The sequence below is a fragment of the Acidovorax sp. YS12 genome, assembly GCA_021496925.1.
Taxonomy (GTDB): Bacteria; Pseudomonadota; Gammaproteobacteria; order Burkholderiales; family Burkholderiaceae_C; genus Paenacidovorax.
Genome location: CP053915.1, coordinates 3,406,294 through 3,426,719, shown reverse-complemented (window position 1 = coordinate 3,426,719; position 20,426 = coordinate 3,406,294). Strand labels below are relative to the sequence as shown.

The window sequence follows — 20,426 nt, the reverse complement described above, 5'->3', positions numbered from 1 at the left end:
CCCTGCTTTCGCCCCCATAACAACACCAAGCCCACCATGACAACACCCGCCCCCCAGCAGCAGCCACCCCAAGGCAAGTTCATTCCCCTGTACCAGGCCAAGAACAAGGTCTACCCGCGCGCCATCGACGGCGTGTTCAACCGCTGGCGCTGGGTGCTGGTGTTCCTCACGCAGCTGGTGTTCTACGGCCTGCCGTGGCTGCAGTGGGGCGAGCGCCAGATGGTGCTGTTCGACTTGGGCGCGCGGCGCTTCTACCTGTTCGGGCTGGTGCTGTACCCGCAGGATTTCATCTACCTCACGGGCCTGCTCATCATCTCGGCGCTGTCGCTGTTCCTGTTCACCGCCGTGGCCGGGCGGCTGTGGTGCGGCTTCTCGTGCCCGCAGACGGTCTATACCGAGATCTTCATGTGGCTGGAGAACCGCATCGAGGGCGACCGCAGCACGCGCATGCGGCTGGACAAGGCGCCCTGGACCTCGTGGGAGAAGCTCTGGCGCAAGGGCCTGAAGCAGATCGCCTGGATCGTCGTGGCGCTGTGGACGGGCTTCACCTTCGTGGGCTTCTTCGTGCCCATCCGCCAGCTCGGCGGCGAAATCATGGCGCTGCAGGGCACCTGGCAGCTGTTCTGGGTGTTCTTCTACAGCTTCGCCACCTACGGCTTCGCCGGCCACATGCGCGAGCAGGTGTGCAAGTACATGTGCCCGTACGCGCGCTTCCAGAGCGCCATGTTCGACAAGGACACGCTCATCGTCACCTACGACACCGAGCGCGGCGAGCCGCGCGGCGCGCGCAGCAAGAAGGTGGACCCGAAGGCCGCCGGCCTGGGCGACTGCATCGACTGCTCGCTGTGCGTGCAGGTGTGCCCCACGGGCATCGACATCCGCAACGGCCTGCAGTACGAGTGCATCGGCTGCGGCCTGTGCGTGGACGCCTGCAACAGCGTGATGGACAAGGTGAGCTACCCGCGCGGCCTGATCCGCTACGCCACGCAGAACGGCATGCTCCAGCGCTGGAGCAGCGCGCAGATGGTGCGCCGCGTGCTGCGCCCGCGCGTGCTGTTCTACACCACGGTGCTGCTGGGCCTGAGCGTGGCGCTGCTCACCAGCCTGAGTCTGCGCGTGCCGCTGAAGGTGGACGTGGTGCGCGACCGCGCCGCGCTCTCGCGCCTGGTGGCGGGCGGCCAGCTGGAGAACGTGTACCGCCTGCAGATCATGAACGCCACCGAGGCGCCGCAGCGCTACCGCATCGGCGCCAGCGGGCTGGAGGGGCTGACGGTGGCATCGGAGCCCGAGGTGGAGATCGGCCCCGCCGAGTCGCGCTGGGTGCCGGTGCTGCTGCGCATTCCCTACGGCAGCGCCGCCGAGGGCTCGCACACGGTGCACTTCGAGGTGCAGGCGGTACAAGGCGCGGCGCATGTGACCGAGAAGTCGGTGTTCCTGGTGCCCCGGTAAAGCGCCGCAAGGGTTTCTTACGGCTGCCAGCGCGCAAAGGGGTGAGCGCTGGCAGCCGCTTTTTTATGGAATCCGATAGAAATCGGGCTCCAGCCCTTGCCCATCAAGCGCAAGCAGCTATCAAGACAAGAGCAACTCAGATGCATCAATGCAGCTGCGGCTGGCTGAAGCGCACCGGCAGGTGCACCGTGGCGCCCGGCAGGGCCGCGCTGATCTGCGCCTGCGCGGCCGCGGCCTGCTCCAGCGTGGCGTAGCGCAGCAGCGTGGTCTGGGTGTGCTCGTAGTACTTCACCGCCTGGGCCTGCGACAGGCTGGCGCCGAGCTGCTGGCGCACCTGCGCCGTGGGCAGGCCGACGATGAGCACCTCGTGGAAGGTGCGGCCGACCTTGCCGCTGGCGTCCACCAGGTAGGAGGCGCGGCCATCGCCGCCGGCTTTCTGCGCCGGCAGCACGCGGTACTTCTGCCCGCCGATGTCCACGCTCTGCAGCGGGCCCATGGCCTGGAGCTGCTGCGCATTCAGCTGCTGGCCGGGCGCCAGGGCGGGGGCGGTTTGCGCCTGGGCGCTCATGCAGACGCAGGCGCACAGCGCCAGCACGTAGGGTTGGAAACGCAATTGCATCGAAGACTCCTCACTGAGCGATAACCCGCGCCTGCACTTGCAGCGTGGCTTGCGGGGCGGTGGCGCCGTCGGCGGGGGCGGCGGCGCAGGTGGTGGTGGCGGTGCTCCAGCCGTCGGCGGCGCTCCAGTCGGCGGGGTTCAGGCGCGGGTTGGATGCCACGGCGTAGATTTTCCAGGTGCCCTGGGCATTTTCCCCGTGGAAGGCATAGCTGCCCAGGCCATAGCCGGTGAACGCGGCCACGGCGCGCAGCGGGTGCGCGAAGTGATCGAGCGGCATCTTCAGCAGCGACTTGGTGCCCGAGGGCGACTCCACCGCGATGCCCAGCGAGCCCAGGCACAGCGCGGCGCCCGTCAGGCGCACCTGGAACTGGTCCACGGTCTGGCCGCTGCCCTGGAAGGTGCCCAGCAGGCTGACCTTCTGGTACTCGAAGCCCTTCAGGTCGGCCACGGCGGTGAACTCCGGCACGGCCTGCTGCGCGCTGCGGCTGCGTGCCGGCTCCTTCTTGTAGAGCTGCGCCAGCTCGACGGCCTTGGCGGCGTCAGGCACGCCGAAGCCGTACCAGTTGGAGTAGCGGTAGCCCGCCGCGTTGGTCTGCCAGCCCAGCTCCACCGGCACCTGGGTGGCGCCGGGGGCGATCTGGCTCTTGTCGGCGGCCTGGGGCAGCAGGGCGTTGGCCTGCAGGTCGAACAGGCCGGCGTGCGGCTTGTCCTGGCGCGGGGCGCGGAAGCTGCGCGTGCGCTTTTCGTAGCCTTCGTCCACCACGCGCGCCGACTGGCGCAGGATGTCGCGCACGTCGCGCCAGGTCAGCGCCGGGTTGGCACTGAGCATGAGCGCCACCACGCCGCTGATGGTGGGCGCGGCGGACGAGGTGCCGTTCATGGTGCTGTAGTCGCAGTTCGGGTTGTCCTTCACCCCGGGCACGCGCTCGCTCACGCCGCGCATGAAGGCGTTGGTTTTCTCGGGATTGGCGTCGCTGCGGCTGTAGCCCTCGGTGCAGGAGCGGATGTCGGTGGAAAAGATGGTCGGCCCATCGCCCGCGCGGCCCTGGGCGATCTGCTCGGCGCCGAGGCGGGACAGCTCGCCGTACTGGCCTGCACTGGCGTACTCCCCGCCCATGCCGGTGATCCACAGCACCGGGCCGGTGCTGCTGTAGCTCGAAGCCTGGCCCTTGGCGTTGAGCGCGGCGGTGACGATGACGTTGGGCTCCAGGTTCGTCGTGTCATTGCCGGAGTTCACGCAGCCGTAGGCGCCGGCCAGGACGCCGCAGTCGGCAGACGTGTCTTCACTCAGACCGACAGCGTCGAATTCGTTGCCCGCCGACTTGACGAACACGATGCCCTTGCCGTCGCGCAGCGCCTTGAGCCCGCGCACCGCCGCCTGATCGGCATCGCCGTAAGGCGCCGCGTCGGCGTCGCCGCCGTAGGAGCCGTTGATCACATGCGCCTTGCGCGACCAGGCAGCGCCGCCATAGGCATCCAGGAAGTTTTCCTCGGTGACGTCCCCGCCCGTATCGATCAGCGGCACACCGCCGAGCCTGGCCAGCGGCGCCATGCCCATCACGCCCTTGCCGTTCTGCGCCGCGCCGATCATGCCCGCCACGTTGGTGCCGTGCGCTTCCTTCTTGGGGGTGAGCAGCGGGCTGGGGTCGTTCTGCCCGGTCAGGAAGTTCCACGACATGTCGTAGTCGGCGTTGGCCAGCAGGTCTTCGTGGCCCAGGTCCACGCCGGTGTCGATCACCAGCACGTTCACGCCCTGGCCCTTGATGCCCTGGCGGTGCACGGGCTCCACGTTCAGGTCGATGCCACCGCCAAAGGCCGCCTCGTCTGCCTTGCCCTGGAAGTAGCTCTGCAGGTAGTTCAGCGCCCACTGGAAGGTGTAGAGCGGCTCCGTCTCGCCGCTCTTGCAGGCGTAGGGGCCGGTTTCAGGGCACGTGGGGGTGGGGGCGGGGTCCGAACCGCCGTCTCCGCCGCAGGCCACCATGGCCGCCGCCACCAGCGGCATCAGCCCGATGCGCAGGCGCCGCGCGGCGCGGCCTGGCTTTGTTGTATGACGCATTACTGCTCCTTTTCTGCTGGATCAAGAATCGCCTCCGAGGGCGATGGAGCGGCAGGTTACCGGGCGCTGTTGCAGGGTCAAGTTTTTTGTTGCACGTGGGGAGTTGATGCAGATCACCCCTCCGGGAGGGCAAAGCCACAATAATTCATAATACGAATTGTTCCTACTTCTTTTAATTTATCCGCATCCCGTACCCGCCCAGCCCACGCCTTCGCGCGTCCAGCCACCGCGGTTCTGCCTGCCTGCAAGAACCCCCATGCCCGCCCCAGCCCTGACCCGCGCCGCCGCCCTGGCGGCCATGTTCGCCCTGCCCGCGCTCGCGCAAGAAGCCGCGCCGCAGCCCCTGCCCGCCGTCACCATCACGGCCACGATGACCGAACAGGATGCGCGCACCGCGCCCGCCAGCGTCACCGTCATCACCGCCGAAGCGCTCGCCGAGCGCAACGCCGCCGACCTGCTGGACGCCGTGCGCGATACGCCCGGCATCACGTTCAGCGCGCGCCAGGTGGGCGGGCGCAAGACGCTGGCGCTGCGCGGCCTGGAGGGCAAGCACACGCTGACGCTGATCGACGGACGGCGCATCAGCGCCAGCGACGACGTGATCGGCCACTCGGACTACCAGTACGGCTGGCTGCCCATCTCGGCCATCGAGCGCGTGGAGGTCATCCGCGGCCCGCTGTCGGCGCTGTACGGCTCCGAGGCGCTGGGCGGCGTGGTCAACCTGATCCCGAAAAAGCCCGGCGACCGCTGGACCGGCTCGCTGGGCCTGGCGGGCACGCTGCCGGCACAGTCCGACAGCGCGGCGCATGCCGCGCGCGCCTCGCTGTACGCCGCTGGGCGAGCGCGTGCGCCTGTCGGTGCAGGCCGAGGGCGGCTACCGCGGCACCGTGGCCGAGGCGGCGGACCCGCGCGTCAGCGAACTCGAAGGCAGCCGCCCGCGCAGCCTGGGCCTGAACGCCGAATGGCGGCTGGCCCCTGGCCACACGCTGGAGCTGGGCGCCGTGGACGGCAAGGAGCAGCGCCTGTACGACGATGTGAACAGCGCCAAGGCAGCCTACGAGAACCGCTACGACCTCACGCGCCGCCAGGCCCATGCCGGCTGGAAGGGCGAATGGGACGGCTGGCGCGCCCAGGTGCGTGCCTACCGCAGCGAAATGAACGTGCGCAACGAACGCACCAATGGCGTGGCCCCCACCCGCCCGCAGGACATGCGCGACAACGTGGTCGACGGCCACGCCACCACGCGCTGGGGAGCGCACCAGGTCACCTTCGGCGGCGAGTGGCGCAACGAGGAACTGGTCAACGCCGGGCTGAAGAATGGCAGCGACAACGCCACGCACAAGGCGCTGTTCGCGCAGGACGAATTCGCCCTCGGCAAGAACCTGCTGGCCACGCTGGGGCTGCGCGCCGACCACCACGAGATCTTCGGCTCCGAAATCAGCCCGCGCGCCTACCTGGTGTGGGAAGCCAGCCCGCAACTGGTCGTCAAGGGCGGCTACGGCCACGCGTTCAAGGCGCCCACGCTGAAGCAGATCTCGCCCAACTACGTGGGGGCCGAAGGGCCGCATACCTTCATGGGCAACGCCAGCATCAGGCCCGAGACCTCGAACGCCTTCGAGATCGGCGCCGACTGGCAGGCTCTGCCGGGTCTGGCGCTGCGCGCCACGTTCTTCCACACCGACGTGAAGCAGCTCATCACCTACCGCCTCGTCAAGCAGGAAGGCTCGCGCCGCATCTACCTGTACGACAACGTGGACGCCGCGCGCATCCAGGGCCTGGAGGCCGGCGTGGCCTGGGACGTGACGCCCGCGCTGCAGTGGAGCACCGACGCCACGCTGCTGCGCACGCGCGACAAGACCACGGGCGAGGCGCTGTCCGACCGCCCGCGCACCAGCGCCTCCTCGCGCCTGGCATGGCGCGTGGCCGGCTGGCAGGCGCAACTGGGCCTGGACTACACCGGCAGCCAGACCAGCAGCGGCGAACGCCTGCCGGCCTACACGCTGTGGAACGCCAGCCTGGGCCGCGCCTGGAGCATGGGCGGCGGGCGCACGCTGCACCTGCGCACCGGCCTGCAGAACATCGGCGACCTGCGCCTGGCGGAAAAGTCGCCCGGCTTCGGCTACGCCGAGCAAGGGCGGCGCCTGTTCGTGAACGCCCGCCTGGACTTCTAGGACTCCCGACTTGATAGCTGCCAGCGCTTTCCTGGCAAGCGTTGGAGGCATATTCGATGCTAAAGAAATTGCTGCATTTCCTGCTCTTCGCGCTGTGCTGGGGCACCGCCCTGGCGCAGCAGGCCCCGGCCCAGCCCGCGCTGTCGCTGCTGTTCATCGCCACCGGCAACGTGCCCGCGGGCAAGTTCCGCCAGCTCGCCGAGATCGCCCGGCCGCACGGCCTGAGCGTGCAGGTGCGCTACCTGCACCAGTTGCCGCGCAACGCCGACGCCGGGCTGTGGCGCGGGCATGACGCGGTGTTCATCGACAGCTACCTGCAGGACGCCGTGCGCGAGCACCTGGCGGGCGCGCTGCCCGCGCTCAAGGCGCCGCACGCCTGGCTGTACGACCAGCAGCCCGCCTGGGGCGGCGGCCTGCCCGAGTCCGTGGGGCGGCGCCTGGTGGCCTACTACGCCAACGGCGGGCGGCAGAACTTCGAGGGCTTCTTCGCCCTGCTGGCGGCGCAGCTGCGCGGCCAGCCCGAACCCGCGCTGCCCGCGCCCATCGTGTTCCCCAAGGCCGCCGTGTACCACCCGGGCGCGCCCGGCCTGGTGTTCGCCAAGGCGCAGGACTACCTGCGCTGGAAGGGCGTGCCCGCGGGCACCGCGCCGGGCCAGCGCCCGCCCGTCATCGGCATCGCGCTGCACCAGCAGTACATCGCGTCGATGCAGACCGATTTCATCGACGACCTGATCGCGCGCATCGAGGCCGGCGGTGCCGTGGCGCTGCCGTTCTACACGCCCATGATGGACCCGAGCAGCTTCACCCGGCTGCTGCAGCCGGCGGGCAGCGGCGCGCCGCTGGCCGACGTGCTCATCACCACGCAGATCATGCTCAGCGGCGAGGACCGGCGGCGCGAGTTCAGCGCCCTGGGCATCCCCGTGCTGCAGGCCATGCCCTACCGCCGCGGCGGCGAGGCCGACTGGGCCGCCGACCCGCACGGCGTGGCGCTGATGGACGTGCCCTTCTACCTGGCCCAGCCCGAGTACGCGGGCGTGATCGACATCCAGGTGGCCGCCGCCACGCGCAAGAGCGACGACCAGGTGGTGCCCATCGCCGCGCAGGCCCAGGCCGTGGTGGCCAAGGCGCTGCGCCTGGCGCAGCTGCAGCGCAAGCCCAATGCCGACAAGCGCGTGGCCGTGATGTTCTGGAACTACCCGGCAGGCGAGAAGAATCTCAGCGCCTCGTTCCTGAACGTGCCGCGCAGCCTGCGCAGCACGCTCGCCGGCCTGCAGGCCGAGGGCTACGCCACCGAGGTGCCCGACGAAACCATGCTCACCGGCCTGCTGCAGCGCCTGCTGGCGCCCAACTACCGCGAGGGCCTGCTCCCATCCCTGCTGCAGGACGGCCTGGCCGCGCGCCTGCCCGTGGCACGCTACCGCGCCTGGCTGAACCAGCTGCCGGCCGAGACGCAGGCCGCGCTGCGCGCCGCCGGCGGCGAGCCCGAGCAATCGCCCATGGTGCTGCGCCAGGGCGGCGAGGCGTTCTTCGTCATTCCGCGCCTGCAGCTCGGCCACGTCACGCTGCTGCCGCAGCCCGGGCGCGGCCAGCCGGGGCAGGACAAGGAGAAGGCCATCTACCACTCCACCACCGCGCTGCCGCCGCACCACTACCTGGCCACCTACCTGTGGCTGCGCGCGCAGCAGCAGGCAGACGCGCTGGTGCACTTCGGCACGCACGGCACACAGGAATGGCTGCCGGGCAAGGAGCGTGGCCTGTCGGTGCACGACGCGCCGCTGCTCGCGCTGGGCGACCTGCCGGTGGCCTACCCCTACATCGCCGACAACATCGGCGAGGCCACGCAGGCCAAGCGGCGCGGCCGCGCGGTGATCGTGAGCCACCAGACGCCGCCCTTCGCCCCCGGCGGGCTGCACGCCGCGCTGACGCACATGCACGACCTGCTGCACCAGTGGCAGGCGCAGGACGAAGGCGCCGTCAAGGAACGCCTGGCCGCCGACCTGCTGGCCGCCGCGCGCGCCGAGCGCGTGATCGCCGACATGGGCTGGACCGAGGCGCGCGTGCAGGCCGACTTCGCCGCCTTCGTGCAGGAACTGCACACCCACCTGCACGAACTGGCGCAGACCGCGCAGCCCCAGGGCCTGCACACCCTGGGCCAGGCGCCCGAGGAACTGCACCGCCTGGGCACGGTGCTGCTCATGCTCGGCCACCCGTTCTGGGAAGCCGCCGCGCGCCACGCCGGCGTGCCCGCGCAGGACCTGGACGAAGCCCTGGTCGGCCCCTGGGACCAACTGGCGCAGACCGCGCCCTACCAGCTGCTGCAACGCCACGTGATCGGCAACGCGCCGCTGGACGGCCTGCCCCCGGCCCTGCGCGACGCGCTGGCGCAGGCGCGCCAGTACCACGACAGCCTGGGCGCGCAGGGCGAAATGCGCGGCCTGCTGGCGGTGCTGGCGGGGCGGCACATCGGCACCTCCTACGGCGGCGACCCGATCAAGAACCCCGACGCCTACCCCACGGGCCGCAACCTGTACGGCTTCGACCCCTCGCGCGTGCCCACCAAACAGGCGTGGGAGGCCGGCAAGCAGGCCGCCGACAACCTGCTGGCCGAACACCTGCGCCTGCGCGGGCGCCAGCCGGGCAAGCTCACGTTCAGCCTGTGGTCGGTCGAAACCATGCGCCACCAGGGCCTGCTCGAAGCGCAGGCGCTGTGGCTCCTGGGCGTGGAGCCGGTGTGGGACGAAGGCGGACGCGTGACCGGCGTGCAGCTGGTGCCGCGCGAGGCGCTGGGCCGCCCGCGCGTGGACGTGGTGCTGTCGGCCACCGGGCTGTACCGCGACCACTTCCCGAACGTGATGAAGCAGCTCGCCCAGGCGGCGCTGCTGGCCGCGCGCGCCAACGAGGCCGACAACCCCGTGGCCGCCAACGCGCGCCGCATCGCGCAGCAGCTCGTGGCGCGCGGCGCCGATGCGCAGGCCGCCGAGCAGGCCGGCGCCACGCGCATCTTCTCGTCCGAGAGCGGGCGCTACGGCACCGGCCTGGACGACGCCACGCTGGCCACCGATACCTGGAAGGGCAAGGACGAAGGCGACCGCAAGCTGGCGCAGCTCTACCTGTCGAAAATGCAGTTCGCCTACGGCCCCGACGAGAAGCAGTGGGGCAGCGCCGGCGTGGCGGGCACGAAGGATGGAAAGGGCGGCAGCGCTGGCGTGAACCTGTACGCCGAGCACCTGCGCGGCACCGAGGGCGCGGTGCTCTCGCGCAGCTCCAACCTCTACGGCATGCTCACCACCGACGACCCGTTCCAGTACCTGGGCGGCATCTCGCTGGCGGTGCGGCATCTCGACGGCAAGGCGCCCGAGCTGTACATCAGCAACCTGCGCGGCAGCGGCGCCGGGCGCGTGGAGGGCGCGGCGCAGTTCCTGTCAAAGGAGCTGGCCACGCGCCAGTTCCACCCCGGCTACATCCAGGGGCTGATGAAGGAAGGCTACGCCGGCACGCTGCAGGTGCTGGACGCCACCAACAACTTCTGGGGCTGGACGGCGACGGCGCGCGAGATCGTGCGCGACGACCAGTGGCAGGAGATGGCCGACGTCTACGTGCGCGACAAGCACCAGCTCGGCCTGCGCCAGTGGTTCGAGCGGAACAACCCGCACGCGCTGGCGCAGACCATGGAGCGCATGCTGGAAGCCGCGCGCCAGGGCTACTGGCAGACCGACGCGGCCACGCTGCGCGAGCTGAAGGAGCGCTGGCGCGATCTGGCGCGGCGCTTCGACGTGCGCACCGACAACGCCGCCTTCGCCGCCCTGGTCGGCGCCAAGGCGCAGCCCGGCGCGGGCTACGGGCTGGACGCGCCCGCCGCCGCCCGGCCCGCCGCCACCGCGCCGCCCGCGGCCGACAGCGCGCCACCGCCCGAACCCGCCGCGGAAGCGGCGCAGCCGGAACCCGAACCGGCCCCGCCGCCGCCCGTCTCGGGCCTGCTGATGCAGCCCGTGACGCCGCCGGACGACGCGCCGCCGCCCGGCGCGCCGCTGCGCAACCTGGCCTTCGGCCTGCTGCTGGCGGCCCTCACCCTTGGCGGCGCCTGGCGCCAGCGCGCCGCCGCCCACCGACTCATCTTGCAAGGAGCCTGAAACCATGAACACCCCCATCGAAGTGGCGATGTACGACATCAGCCAGCTCTTCCTCTACCCCGTGCTCATCGCCATCGCCGCGCTGTTCGCGCACGCCTTCTACGCGCTGGGCGCCTTCGCCTGGCAGGCCGTGGCGCGCCTGCGCGGGCAGGCGGCGGGCTTCGAGCTGCGGGCCGCGCGCGCGGCGCGGCCCGGCATCACGGTGGTGGAGCTGGAGACGCTGGCCGTCAAGCGCCTGGAGTTCGCGCGCATCGCCACGCGCGTGGCGCCCATGCTGGGCCTGGTGGCGACCATGATCCCCATGGGCCCGGCGCTCAAGGCGCTGGCCGACGGGCAGCTCGCCGACGTGTCGCGCAGCCTGATGGTGGCGTTCTCGGCGGTGATCCTGGCGCTGCTGGCGGCGGCCATCAGCTTCACCGTGGTGAACGTGCGCAAGCGCTGGTACGCCGCCGACCTGGCCGCCATCGAGCAGGACATGGCCCCGGCCCCGCCGGCCCATGCCGAGGGGCTGGCCCCGCTGACGGAGGCCACGGCATGAAGCACCTGCGCCTGATGGACGAGAACGAGGGGGACGATCCCATCCTCTCGGTGGTGAACCTGATCGACGTGTTCCTGGTCATCATCGCCGCGCTGCTGCTGGCCGTGGCGCAGAGCCCGGCCAACCCGTTCAGCGCCGAGCAGGTCACCGTCATCAAGAACCCGGGCAAGGAGAACATGGAGGTCATCGTCAAGGACGGCCAGAAGATCGAGCACTACAAGGCCAGCGGCGAGATCGGCGAGGGCCAGGGCGCCAAGGCGGGCGTGGCGTACAAGCTCAAGGACGGCTCCATGGTCTACGTGCCGGAGCCGGGCGCCGCGCCCGCCCCCACAGCCACGCCCCGCTGAGAAATCCTCGGCCGCGCGCTGCGGGGCCCCGTTATAGTCGCCCCGGTCACATGGCGATGGCCCGCACCGTGCAAGGGCCATCGCATCATTTTCTCGGGAGGTCTTGTGATGAACATGCAGCGCGTGCGCCACGGCGCATCCATCGTCGCCCTGGGCTTGCTGGCCACCGCCTGCGGCGGCGGCGGTGGCGGCAGCGACCCCACCCCGCCCGCCCCCGTCTCGGCGCTCACGGCCGCCTGCAGCGGCGCCTTCTGCGGCGCCGCCAGCAACACCCGCTACAGCGGCGAGGGCGTGGGCGTGTGGAGCTACACCAACAGCGGCGAGAAGGAAGCCAGCATTCCCGTGGCGCTGGAGAACGTGGGCCAGCGCGCCGTGACACTGGTCTACACCAACCCCAACGCGTCCGGCGTGCAGATGCCGGCCCTGACGCTGACACCCGCCACCACGGCCAAGGCGCAGCAGGACAGCGATGCGCACGCGCACCGCAACCAGATCCCCGAGGCCGTGCGCCAGTTCGACGCGGCCGCCCACCTGGGCAAGGCCGGCGCCGGCCAGGCCAAGGCCGCCACCACCAAGGCGGCCGTGGGCGCACAGCGTACCTGGTACATCGACGCGGACAACGGGATGGAGCAGCGCACCGCCACGCTCAAGCGGCAGAAGACCTTTGCCGACGGGCGCGTCATCAACCTGTGGCTCGAAGACGCGGAAGCCGGCGCGGGCAAGATGACCGATGCCATGCTCGACACCTTCATGGAGCGCTTTGCCCGCCCGGCCAACTCCGTGTACGGCCTGGTCACCGGCCTGGCGGGCCAGCCCTGGGGCGCCCACGGCTACAACAACCTGATCGCCGCCGAGCAGCCCATCGACATCGTGTTCGTGAACTTCGTGCCCGACGGCAAGCCGTATGGCCTGCTGGGCTACTTCTGGTCGCTCAACAACCTGCAGGCCAACCCCAGCATCGGGCAGCTCAAGTACAGCAACGAGTCCCTGTCGTTCTACATGGACACGGAAACGGTGTACCTGGACCTGGCCAGGGGCATGGACGTGCAGATCAGCACGCTGGCGCACGAGTTCGTGCACATGGTCAACTTCTACCAGCGCCGGGTGCTGCGCGGCATGTCGTATGGCTTCGACACCTTCCTGGAGGAAATGTCCGCCGTGATGGTCGAAGACGTGCTGGGCGAGCGCATCACCCCCGGCTACAACACCGCACGCGACGAGCACATGCCCGCATGGCTTGCCCGTTCGGGCTTCAACTGCGACCCGACCGAATGGAGCACGGGCAGCACCTGCTTCGGCTACAACGTGGTCGGCTCGTACGGCGCCTACCTGCTGCGCCAGTACGGCGTGGGCTTCTACCAGCAAATGCTGAAGAACACCTCCTCCACCGATTCGTGGACGGTGCTGGACAACGCCATCACCACCGCCGGCGGCCCCGGCCTGGCCGGCACACTGCCGCGCTGGGGTGCCAGCATCGCGCTGCTGCCCGGCGCCGCCAGCCCGCAGGGGTATGGCTATCCGCTGCGCAACGATGCCAGCGGCTTCACGCTCGTGGGCATCAACGGCCCGGACTACGCCAAGGTGCGCCAGCTGCCCGACGCGGTGCCGCCCACCCTCGCGGGCCACGGCCACTTCCCGCTCACGCGCCAGGCCAACGACAAGGGCGTGTACCAGGAACAGCTGAGCGTGCCGCAAGGGGCCACGCTCACGGTGGTGGTGCAGTAAAGGGCTGCGCAAGATGGATCCACGGCCCCTTCGGGGGCCGTTTTTCATGGCCGCGGCATTTCAAGGGAAAAACGCCTCCAGACCTTACCCACCAAGCGCAAGCAGCTCTCGTTTCAGGAGCATGAAAGTGCCCCTGCCGGGCAAAGGGCCTATGCACGCGCCGCATGCCGGCCAAACACAGCCGCCTTGGACAGCGCAAAAACCGGGGAGTAAGCTGCGCGGCTTGACTTCCACAAGGAGACTTCTTCATGTCGAACCCGTCCGGCATCGCCACGGCGGCACACCCGCTGCCTTCCTACCTCGACCCCCACAACCTCGGCCCCTGGGGCATCTACCTGCAGCAGGTGGACCGCGTCACGCCCTACCTGGGCAGCCTCGCGCGCTGGGTGGAAACGCTCAAGCGCCCCAAGCGCGCGCTGATCGTGGACGTGCCGATCGAGCTGGACAACGGCACCATCGCCCACTTCGAGGGCTACCGCGTGCAGCACAACCTGAGCCGCGGCCCGGGCAAGGGCGGCGTGCGCTTCCACCAGGACGTGACGCTGTCCGAGGTGATGGCCCTGTCGGCCTGGATGTCGGTGAAGAACGCGGCCGTGAACGTGCCCTACGGCGGCGCCAAGGGCGGCATCCGCGTCAACCCCAAGACCCTGTCCACGGGTGAGCTGGAGCGCCTGACGCGCCGCTACACCAGCGAGATCGGCCTGCTCATCGGCCCGACCAAGGACATTCCGGCACCCGACGTGAACACCAACGGCCAGGTCATGGCCTGGATGATGGACACCTACTCCATGAACGTGGGCGCCACCGCCACCGGCGTGGTCACGGGCAAGCCGGTGGACATCGGCGGCTCGCTGGGCCGCATCGAGGCCACGGGGCGCGGCGTGTTCACCGTGGGCGTGGAGGCCGCCAAGCTCACCGGCCTGGCGATCGAGGGCGCGCGCGTGGCCGTGCAGGGCTTCGGCAACGTGGGCGGCACGGCGGGCAAGCTGTTCGCCGACGCGGGCGCCAAGGTGGTGGCCGTGCAGGACCACACCGGCACCGTGCACAACGCCAGCGGGCTGGACGTGCCCGCGCTGCTGGCCCACGTGAAGGCGCAGGGCGGCGTGGGCGGCTTCGCCGGCGGCGAGCACATGGCCGACGACGCATTCTGGGGCGTGGCCTGCGACATCCTGATTCCCGCCGCGCTCGAAGGCCAGATCACCAAGGACAACGCAGCGCGCATCCAGGCGCGCATGGTCATCGAAGGCGCCAACGGCCCCACCACCCCCGAGGCCGACGACATCCTGCACGACAAGGGCGTGCTGGTGCTGCCCGACGTGATCGCCAACGCCGGCGGCGTGACGGTGAGCTACTTCGAGTGGGTGCAGGATTTCTCCAGCTTCTTCTGGACCGAGGACGAAATCAACGCCCGCCTGGTGCACATCATGCAGAACGCCTTCGCCGCCATCTGGCAGGTGGCACAGGAGAACAAGGTGAGCCTGCGCACGGCCACCTTCATCGTCGCGTGCAAGCGCATCCTGCACGCGCGCGAAGTGCGCGGACTGTACCCGTAATACAAGCCAAATCAGCCTCCAGCGCTTGCCTGGCAAGCGCTGGCAGCTATCAAAGCAGGAGCCCTTGCGTCACGCCACGGGCGGCTGTGGATCGACCGCGTCGGCGGGCAGCACCGTGCGCAGCGCCAGGCAGAACGGCTGCTCGCACGGCGCGCGCCCGGCGTAGGGGCAGCCGTGCGACTGGCACAGCTGCGCCTCATGCTCGCGCACCAGCTCTTCGTCCTTGGGCAACTGGCCGCTGGCCTGCAGCGCGGCCATGAGCAGCCAGGGGTCGCTGCGCGCCTGCAGCAGTTCGCGGCCGTAGAGCGCGGGCTGGGCCAGGGGCTGGAAGTCCAGCGTCAGCAGCGCGCTGGCACGCGCGGCAGCGGGCGTGGCCGGCTGCAGCACCAGTGCCCAGGTGCCCGACTGCAAGGCCTCGGGCTTGCCCGCGAACGCGGCCGCGAGCGGCGCGCCGCCGCCCGGGGCGGCGGCCGGAGCGGCCGTGGGCGCCTGCGGCTGGGCCTGCAGCCAGGGCTGGGGCACGCGCAGCGTGAGGGCGAAGCCGCGCGGGCCCTGCTCGGTCTGCACCACGCCCTGGCGCACCAGCCAGGTCTGCAACGGCGGCAGATCGGGGGATGCGTGCTCGCCATCGACCTGCGGCAGCAGCGCCGCGGGCCAGGGCTGCACGGCCAGCACGCGCTGCGGCTGCACCGGCGCCGTGAGCTGCTGCACCAGCATGGACACCATGGCACGCAGCGGCGCGCCCACGCCCGTGGCCGGCCAGGGCGGCAGCACGGGCGCGGCGGCGCCCTGCGGCAGCGCGGGGCGGCCTGGTGGCGTGGCCAGCGACGGCTGTGCGGCCGCACCGGGCGCCGCGCCGGGCGGGCGCGGCGTGCCCGCCTCGCCAGAGCCACTGGCCAGCAGGCTGGCGCGCGCCTGGGCGGACAGGCTGACCTGGTCGGGCACCTGCGGCGCCGGGGGCTGCGGGGCCTGGGCCGGTGCCGCAGCGGGCGCTGGCGCGGCCGGCGCGCTGGGCGCGGGCAGCGGCGTGTCGCGGCTGGCGCCCAGCAGGGCGTTCTGGCGCTGCAGCGCAGCCTCGGCCAGCACCAGGGCGGGCGGCTGCGGGACGGGGGGCAGGTTCACGGACATGGCGGCGCGGGCGGCAGGGGCGGTATCGCCCCGCATTCTGCGGCGCGCGCGCCGACATGACCAGTCTCTTTCAAAAACAATAGCTGCCTGCGCTTGCCTGGTGCGCCTTGCAGCGTTTTTTTATCAACATCAGTCCATTGCGCTGCGCGCCACCCATGCAACCGGCGCGGCCCAAGCGCGGGCAGCCGAGCAAGGGCCGCCCCGCAGCGAGGGCTGCGTCCCCCTCCCGCAGCGCGCAGCGCTGCGAGAGAGGGGGAAGGCGCGAAGCGCCTCAGGGGGTGCTCTTTCACTCACGGTAGAACAGCGGCCGGGTCTTGACGCCCTGCACGGCCTGGGCGATCGCGGCGATGTGGTCAGGCGTGGTGCCGCAGCAGCCGCCCAGCACGTTGACCAGGCCCTCGGCGGCGAACTCGTGCACCAGGCGGCTGGTGACTTCGGGCGTTTCGTCGAAGCCGGTGTCGCTCATAGGGTTGGGCAGGCCGGCGTTGGGGTAGCAGCTGATGAAGGTGCCCTGCGCGGCCTTGGCCAGTTCCTGGATGTAGGGACGCATCAGCGCCGCGCCCAGCGCGCAGTTCAGGCCGATGGTGAGCGGATTCGCGTGGCGCACGCTGTGCCAGAAGGCGGTGACGGTCTGGCCGCTGAGGATGCGGCCCGAGGCGTCGGTGACGGTGCCGCTGACCATGATGGGCAGGCATTCGCCGGTCTGCTCGAAGGCTTCATCGACGGCGAACAGCGCGGCCTTGGCGTTGAGCGTGTCGAAGATGGTCTCGACCAGGATCACGTCCGACCCGCCCTCGATCAGCGCCAGCGTCTGTTCCAGGTAGGCGGCGCGCAGCTGCTCGAAGGTCACGTTGCGCGCGCCGGGGTCGTTCACGTCGGGGCTGATGCTGGCGGTCTTGGGCGTGGGGCCGAGCGCGCCGGCGACGAAGCGCGGCTTGTCCGGCGTGGAGAACTTGTCGCAGGCCGCGCGCGCCAGTTTGGCGCTTTCCAGGTTCATCTCATAGGCCAGGCCGGCCATGTGGTAGTCGTCCTGCGCGATGGTGGTGGCGCCGAAGGTGTTGGTCTCGATCAGGTCGGCGCCCGCGGCCAGGTAGCCCTCGTGGATGTCGCGGATCACGTCGGGCCGCGTGAGCGACAGCAGCTCGTTGTTGCCCTTCACGTCGCGCGGGAAGTCGGCGAAGCGCGCGCCCCGGTACTGCGCCTCGGTGAGCTTGAAGCGCTGGATCATCGTGCCCATGGCACCGTCGAGGATGGCGATGCGCTCGCGCAGGATGGCGGGGAGCTGCTGGGCGCGGGTGTAGGTCGGCAGGGTCATGGGGGGCGATTGTAGAAAGCCGGGCCCCGGGCTCCTGGCGGGCCGCGCATTTTCCAGCCGCGCGCGTGCGGATACCGCGCGGTTGCCCGCCAAAGGGCGCATGATGGCGCCGGTTTCCTCTCAACCCTGGCATGAAAGGTGTTTCCGATGCAGCCATTTTCCCTTTCCCGGTCCCTGCGCGGCGCATTGCTGGCGGGCCTGGCCGGACTCGCGGCGCTGTCCACCGCCTGGGCCTGCACGCGTTTGGTCTACCACGGCGCCAACGGCCAGGTGGTCACGGCGCGCTCGATGGACTGGAAGAGCGACATCACCAGCAACCTGTGGGTGCTGCCGCGCGGCATGGCGCGCAGCGGCGAGGTCGGCCCGAACTCGCTGCGCTGGACCTCGCGCTACGGCAGCGTCGTCACCTCGGGCTACGACGTGTCCACCACCGACGGCGTGAACGAGGCCGGGCTGCACGCCAACCTGCTGTGGCTGGCCGAGTCGCAGTACCCGCATTTCGATGCGCAGAGCAAGCCCGGGCTGACCATCGCGGCCTGGGCGCAGTACGTGCTGGACAACTTCGCCACCGTCCAGGAGGCCGTGGCGGCGCTGGAGCAGCAGCCCTTCACCCTGGTGACCGACAACGTGCCGGGCGAGAGCCGCCTGACCACGCTGCACCTGTCGATGTCGGACGCCAGCGGCGACAGCGCCATCGTCGAGTACATCGGCGGGCGCCAGGTGATCCACCACAGCCGCAGCTACCAGGTGATGACCAACTCGCCGGTGTTCGAGCAGCAGCTGGCGCTGAACGCCTACTGGCAGCAGATCGGCGGCACCACCATGCTGCCGGGCACCAACCGCGCGGCCGACCGCTTCGCCCGGGCCGCGTTCTACGTCAACGCCATCCCGAAGGACCCGGACCCGGACAAGGCGCTGGCCAGCATCTTCAGCGTGATCCGCAACGTCTCGGTGCCCTACGGCATCAGCACGCCCGGGCAGCCCAACATCTCCTCGACCCGCTGGCGCACCGTCTTCGACCACCAGCGCAAGCTGTACTTCTTCGAGTCGGCCCTCACGCTCAACACCTTCTGGGTCGATCTCAAGGCCGTGGACTTCAGCGCCGAAAGCGGCAAGGTGCTGCAGCTCGACCTGGGCCCGGACCAGCGCCACGCCTTCGCGGGCGACGCCACGCGCGCGTTCCGGCCGGCGGCGCCGTTCAAGTTCCTGGGGCTCTGAGGCAAAACAACACCCCCCTGAGCGGCTGCGCCGCTTCCCCCCGCTCTCGCATGGCTGCGCCATGCGGGCGGGGGGACGCCACCAGCGCGGCGGGGCGGCCCTTGCGCGGTGGCCCGCGCATGGGCCGCGCCGGTTTCATGGACTGCGGGTGGCGTGTGGCGGCCTGGGGTGTGCGCGCACAATACGCACCCACAATACGCAGTTGCGCCACCGCGCGCACGCCGCCCCGGCATTGCGGGCAAAATCGGCCTCCAGCGCTTGCCAGCCAAGCGCTACCAGCTATCAAAGATAGAGCATCCCTGTGTCTCCAGCGCATTCCGTCCTCCACGATGTCTTTGGCTACGCGCAGTTCCGCGGCCCGCAGGAGGCCATCGTGGAGCACGTCATCGCGGGCGGCGACGCGCTGGTGCTCATGCCCACGGGCGGCGGCAAGAGCCTGTGCTACCAGGTGCCGGCCATCGTGCGGCGCGACGCGGGGCGCGGCGTCACCGTGGTGGTGTCGCCGCTGATCGCGCTGATGCACGACCAGGTGGGCGCGCTGCACGAAGCCGGGGTGGACGCGGCCTTCCTCAACTCCACGCTCGACTGGCAGCAGACGCTGGACGTGGAGCGGCGCCTGGCGCGCGGCGAGATCACGCTGCTGTACGCCGCGCCCGAGCGCGTGACGACCGAGCGCTTCCTCGGCCTGCTCGACGACCTGCACGCGCGCGGGCAGCTCGGCCTGTTCGCCATCGACGAAGCGCACTGCGTGAGCCAGTGGGGCCACGACTTCCGCCCCGAGTACCGGCAGCTGTCCATCCTGCACGAGCGCTACCCGGGCGTGCCGCGCGTCGCGCTCACGGCCACGGCCGACGAACTGACGCGCGCCGACATCGTCGAAGGGCTGCGGCTGCAGGGCGCGCGCCTGTTCCTCAGCAGCTTCGACCGGCCCAACATCCGTTACCGCATCGAGGAGAAGAAGGAGCCGCTGGCGCAGTTGCTGCGCTTCATCGAGCGCGAGCACCTGGGCGACGCGGGCGTGGTCTATTGCCAGTCGCGCAAGCGCGTCGAGGAAATGGCCGAGGCGCTGGCGCAGGCCGGCATCGACGCCCTGCCCTACCACGCCGGCCTGCCCGCCGACACGCGCCAGGCGCACCAGGACCGCTTCCTGCGCGAGGACGGCGTGGTGGTGGTGGCGACCATCGCCTTCGGCATGGGCATCGACAAGCCGGACGTGCGCTTCGTCGCCCACGTGGACATGCCCAAGAACATCGAGGGCTACTACCAGGAAACCGGCCGCGCCGGGCGCGACGGCCTGCCCGCCGACGCCTGGATGGTCTATGGCCTGCAGGACGTGGTGAACCAGCGCCGCATGATCGACGACGGCGAGGCGGGCGAGGAGTTCAAGGCCGTGATGCGCGCCAAGCTCGACGCCCTGCTGGCCCTGGCCGAGGCCACCGACTGCCGCCGCCAGCGCCTGCTTTCCTACTTCGGCGAAACCTCGAAACCCTGCGGCAACTGCGACAACTGCATCGCCCCCCCGGCGGTGTGGGACGGCACCGACGCCGCGCGCAAGCTGCTGTCCACCATCTACCGCGTGCACGAGGCCAGCGGCCTGACCTTCGGCGTGGGCCACCTGATGGACATCGTGCGCGGCAAGCTCACCGACAAGGTGCGCCAGTTCGGGCACGACAAGCTCTCCACCTTCAACCTCGGCGCGCAGTATTCCGAGGCGCAGCTGCGCGGCGTGCTGCGCCAGTTGCTGGCCGTGGGCGCCGTGGGCGTGCACCGCGTGGCCATGGAGAACGGCCACAGCTTCGACACGCTGACGCTTTCGCACGGCTCGCGCCCGGTGCTGCGCGGCGAGCAGACCGTGATGCTGCGCGAGGCCTCGGCCCACGCCGCGCCGAAGAAGGCGCGCCGCGCCGCCGCGCCGCCCGTGGCCGCCGCCAACCTGGGCGCGGACGCGCAGGTGCGCTTCATCAACCTGAAGGCCTGGCGCGCCGAGGTGGCGCGCGCGCACAACCTGCCGGCCTACGTGATCTTCCACGACGCCACGCTGGCGGCCATCGCCGAGCGCAACCCGGCCACGCTGGAAGACCTGCAGGGCATCAGCGGCATGGGGGCGAAGAAGCTCGAAGCCTACGGGGCGGAAGTGCTGCGGGTGGTGCAGGGGTAGCGCGCTGTGGTTCAATGCG

General features: G+C 70.6%; 12 protein-coding genes and 1 pseudogene. 9 read left to right on the top strand and 4 right to left on the bottom strand.

What is annotated here, in order from left to right:
• The first annotated feature begins 36 nt into the window (after window positions 1-36).
• Entirely contained in the window at window positions 37-1,449 is a 1,413-nt protein-coding gene (gene ccoG / locus YS110_15420) for a cytochrome c oxidase accessory protein CcoG (protein ID UJB66044.1), read from the top strand.
• Window positions 1,450-1,594: 145 nt separating this feature from the next.
• Here the strand turns inward: ccoG and YS110_15415 are convergent, their stop codons facing one another.
• Together YS110_15415 and YS110_15410 are read right to left on the bottom strand one after the other, a co-directional pair.
• Complete coding sequence (locus tag YS110_15415; protein UJB66043.1) at window positions 1,595-2,068, bottom strand: hypothetical protein; 474 nt, start codon at window positions 2,066-2,068, stop codon at window positions 1,595-1,597.
• A 10-nt stretch (window positions 2,069-2,078) separates the two neighbouring features.
• Complete coding sequence (locus tag YS110_15410) at window positions 2,079-4,124, bottom strand: S8 family serine peptidase (protein UJB66042.1); 2,046 nt, start codon at window positions 4,122-4,124, stop codon at window positions 2,079-2,081.
• A gap of 256 nt (window positions 4,125-4,380) precedes the next feature.
• Here YS110_15410 and YS110_15405 point away from each other — a divergent pair.
• The 6 genes and pseudogenes from YS110_15405 to YS110_15380 all read left to right on the top strand — a co-directional run bounded on the left by YS110_15405 (window position 4,381) and on the right by YS110_15380 (window position 14,588).
• Window positions 4,381-6,295 (top strand): annotated as a pseudogene (locus YS110_15405) (TonB-dependent receptor).
• 56 nt (window positions 6,296-6,351) lie between these two features.
• Window positions 6,352-10,425, top strand: a complete 4,074-nt coding sequence (gene cobN / locus YS110_15400) for a cobaltochelatase subunit CobN (protein ID UJB66041.1) — start codon at window positions 6,352-6,354, stop codon at window positions 10,423-10,425.
• A 4-nt stretch (window positions 10,426-10,429) separates the two neighbouring features.
• Window positions 10,430-10,963, top strand: coding sequence for a MotA/TolQ/ExbB proton channel family protein (locus tag YS110_15395; GenBank protein UJB66040.1), 534 nt, complete (start codon window positions 10,430-10,432; stop codon window positions 10,961-10,963).
• Window positions 10,960-11,310 (top strand): DUF2149 domain-containing protein, encoded by a 351-nt coding sequence (locus tag YS110_15390; GenBank protein ID UJB66039.1) that lies wholly within the window; start codon window positions 10,960-10,962, stop codon window positions 11,308-11,310. Before YS110_15395 ends, YS110_15390 begins: the two co-directional genes overlap by 4 nt.
• Before the next feature lie 114 nt (window positions 11,311-11,424).
• On the top strand, window positions 11,425-13,035 hold the full coding sequence (locus YS110_15385; GenBank protein UJB67476.1) for a hemagglutinin: 1,611 nt from the start codon (window positions 11,425-11,427) through the stop codon (window positions 13,033-13,035).
• A 248-nt stretch (window positions 13,036-13,283) separates the two neighbouring features.
• Window positions 13,284-14,588, top strand: a complete 1,305-nt coding sequence (locus tag YS110_15380; GenBank protein ID UJB66038.1) for a Glu/Leu/Phe/Val dehydrogenase — start codon at window positions 13,284-13,286, stop codon at window positions 14,586-14,588.
• Between the two features lie 69 nt (window positions 14,589-14,657).
• Here YS110_15380 and YS110_15375 read toward each other — a convergent pair whose 3' ends face one another.
• Both YS110_15375 and YS110_15370 read right to left on the bottom strand, forming a co-directional pair.
• The gene (locus YS110_15375; GenBank protein UJB66037.1) at window positions 14,658-15,716 is read right to left on the bottom strand and encodes a hypothetical protein; all 1,059 of its coding nucleotides are present in this window, start codon (window positions 15,714-15,716) and stop codon (window positions 14,658-14,660) included.
• A gap of 286 nt (window positions 15,717-16,002) precedes the next feature.
• Complete coding sequence (locus YS110_15370; GenBank protein ID UJB66036.1) at window positions 16,003-17,031, bottom strand: homocysteine S-methyltransferase family protein; 1,029 nt, start codon at window positions 17,029-17,031, stop codon at window positions 16,003-16,005.
• Between the two features lie 147 nt (window positions 17,032-17,178).
• On the opposite strand from YS110_15370, the gene YS110_15365 reads away from it, so the two are divergent.
• Both YS110_15365 and recQ read left to right on the top strand, forming a co-directional pair.
• Window positions 17,179-18,249 carry a linear amide C-N hydrolase gene (locus tag YS110_15365; GenBank protein UJB66035.1) on the top strand — a complete coding sequence of 357 codons (1,071 nt, stop codon included), beginning with the start codon at window positions 17,179-17,181 and terminating at the stop codon, window positions 18,247-18,249.
• 301 nt (window positions 18,250-18,550) lie between these two features.
• Window positions 18,551-20,407 carry a DNA helicase RecQ gene (recQ, locus tag YS110_15360; GenBank protein UJB66034.1) on the top strand — a complete coding sequence of 619 codons (1,857 nt, stop codon included), beginning with the start codon at window positions 18,551-18,553 and terminating at the stop codon, window positions 20,405-20,407.
• Window positions 20,408-20,426: the final 19 nt, after the last annotated feature.

Coding starts and splice junctions, on each gene's coding strand:
- YS110_15375 (UJB66037.1), bottom strand. CDS start 15,716: ATGTCCGTGAACCTGCCCCCCGTCCCGCAGCCGCCCGCCCTGGTGCTG.
- YS110_15415 (UJB66043.1), bottom strand. CDS start 2,068: ATGCAATTGCGTTTCCAACCCTACGTGCTGGCGCTGTGCGCCTGCGTC.
- YS110_15365 (UJB66035.1), top strand. CDS start 17,179: ATGCAGCCATTTTCCCTTTCCCGGTCCCTGCGCGGCGCATTGCTGGCG.
- ccoG (UJB66044.1), top strand. CDS start 37: ATGACAACACCCGCCCCCCAGCAGCAGCCACCCCAAGGCAAGTTCATT.
- cobN (UJB66041.1), top strand. CDS start 6,352: ATGCTAAAGAAATTGCTGCATTTCCTGCTCTTCGCGCTGTGCTGGGGC.
- YS110_15390 (UJB66039.1), top strand. CDS start 10,960: ATGAAGCACCTGCGCCTGATGGACGAGAACGAGGGGGACGATCCCATC.
- YS110_15395 (UJB66040.1), top strand. CDS start 10,430: ATGAACACCCCCATCGAAGTGGCGATGTACGACATCAGCCAGCTCTTC.
- YS110_15370 (UJB66036.1), bottom strand. CDS start 17,031: ATGACCCTGCCGACCTACACCCGCGCCCAGCAGCTCCCCGCCATCCTG.
- YS110_15380 (UJB66038.1), top strand. CDS start 13,284: ATGTCGAACCCGTCCGGCATCGCCACGGCGGCACACCCGCTGCCTTCC.
- YS110_15410 (UJB66042.1), bottom strand. CDS start 4,124: ATGCGTCATACAACAAAGCCAGGCCGCGCCGCGCGGCGCCTGCGCATC.
- YS110_15385 (UJB67476.1), top strand. CDS start 11,425: ATGCAGCGCGTGCGCCACGGCGCATCCATCGTCGCCCTGGGCTTGCTG.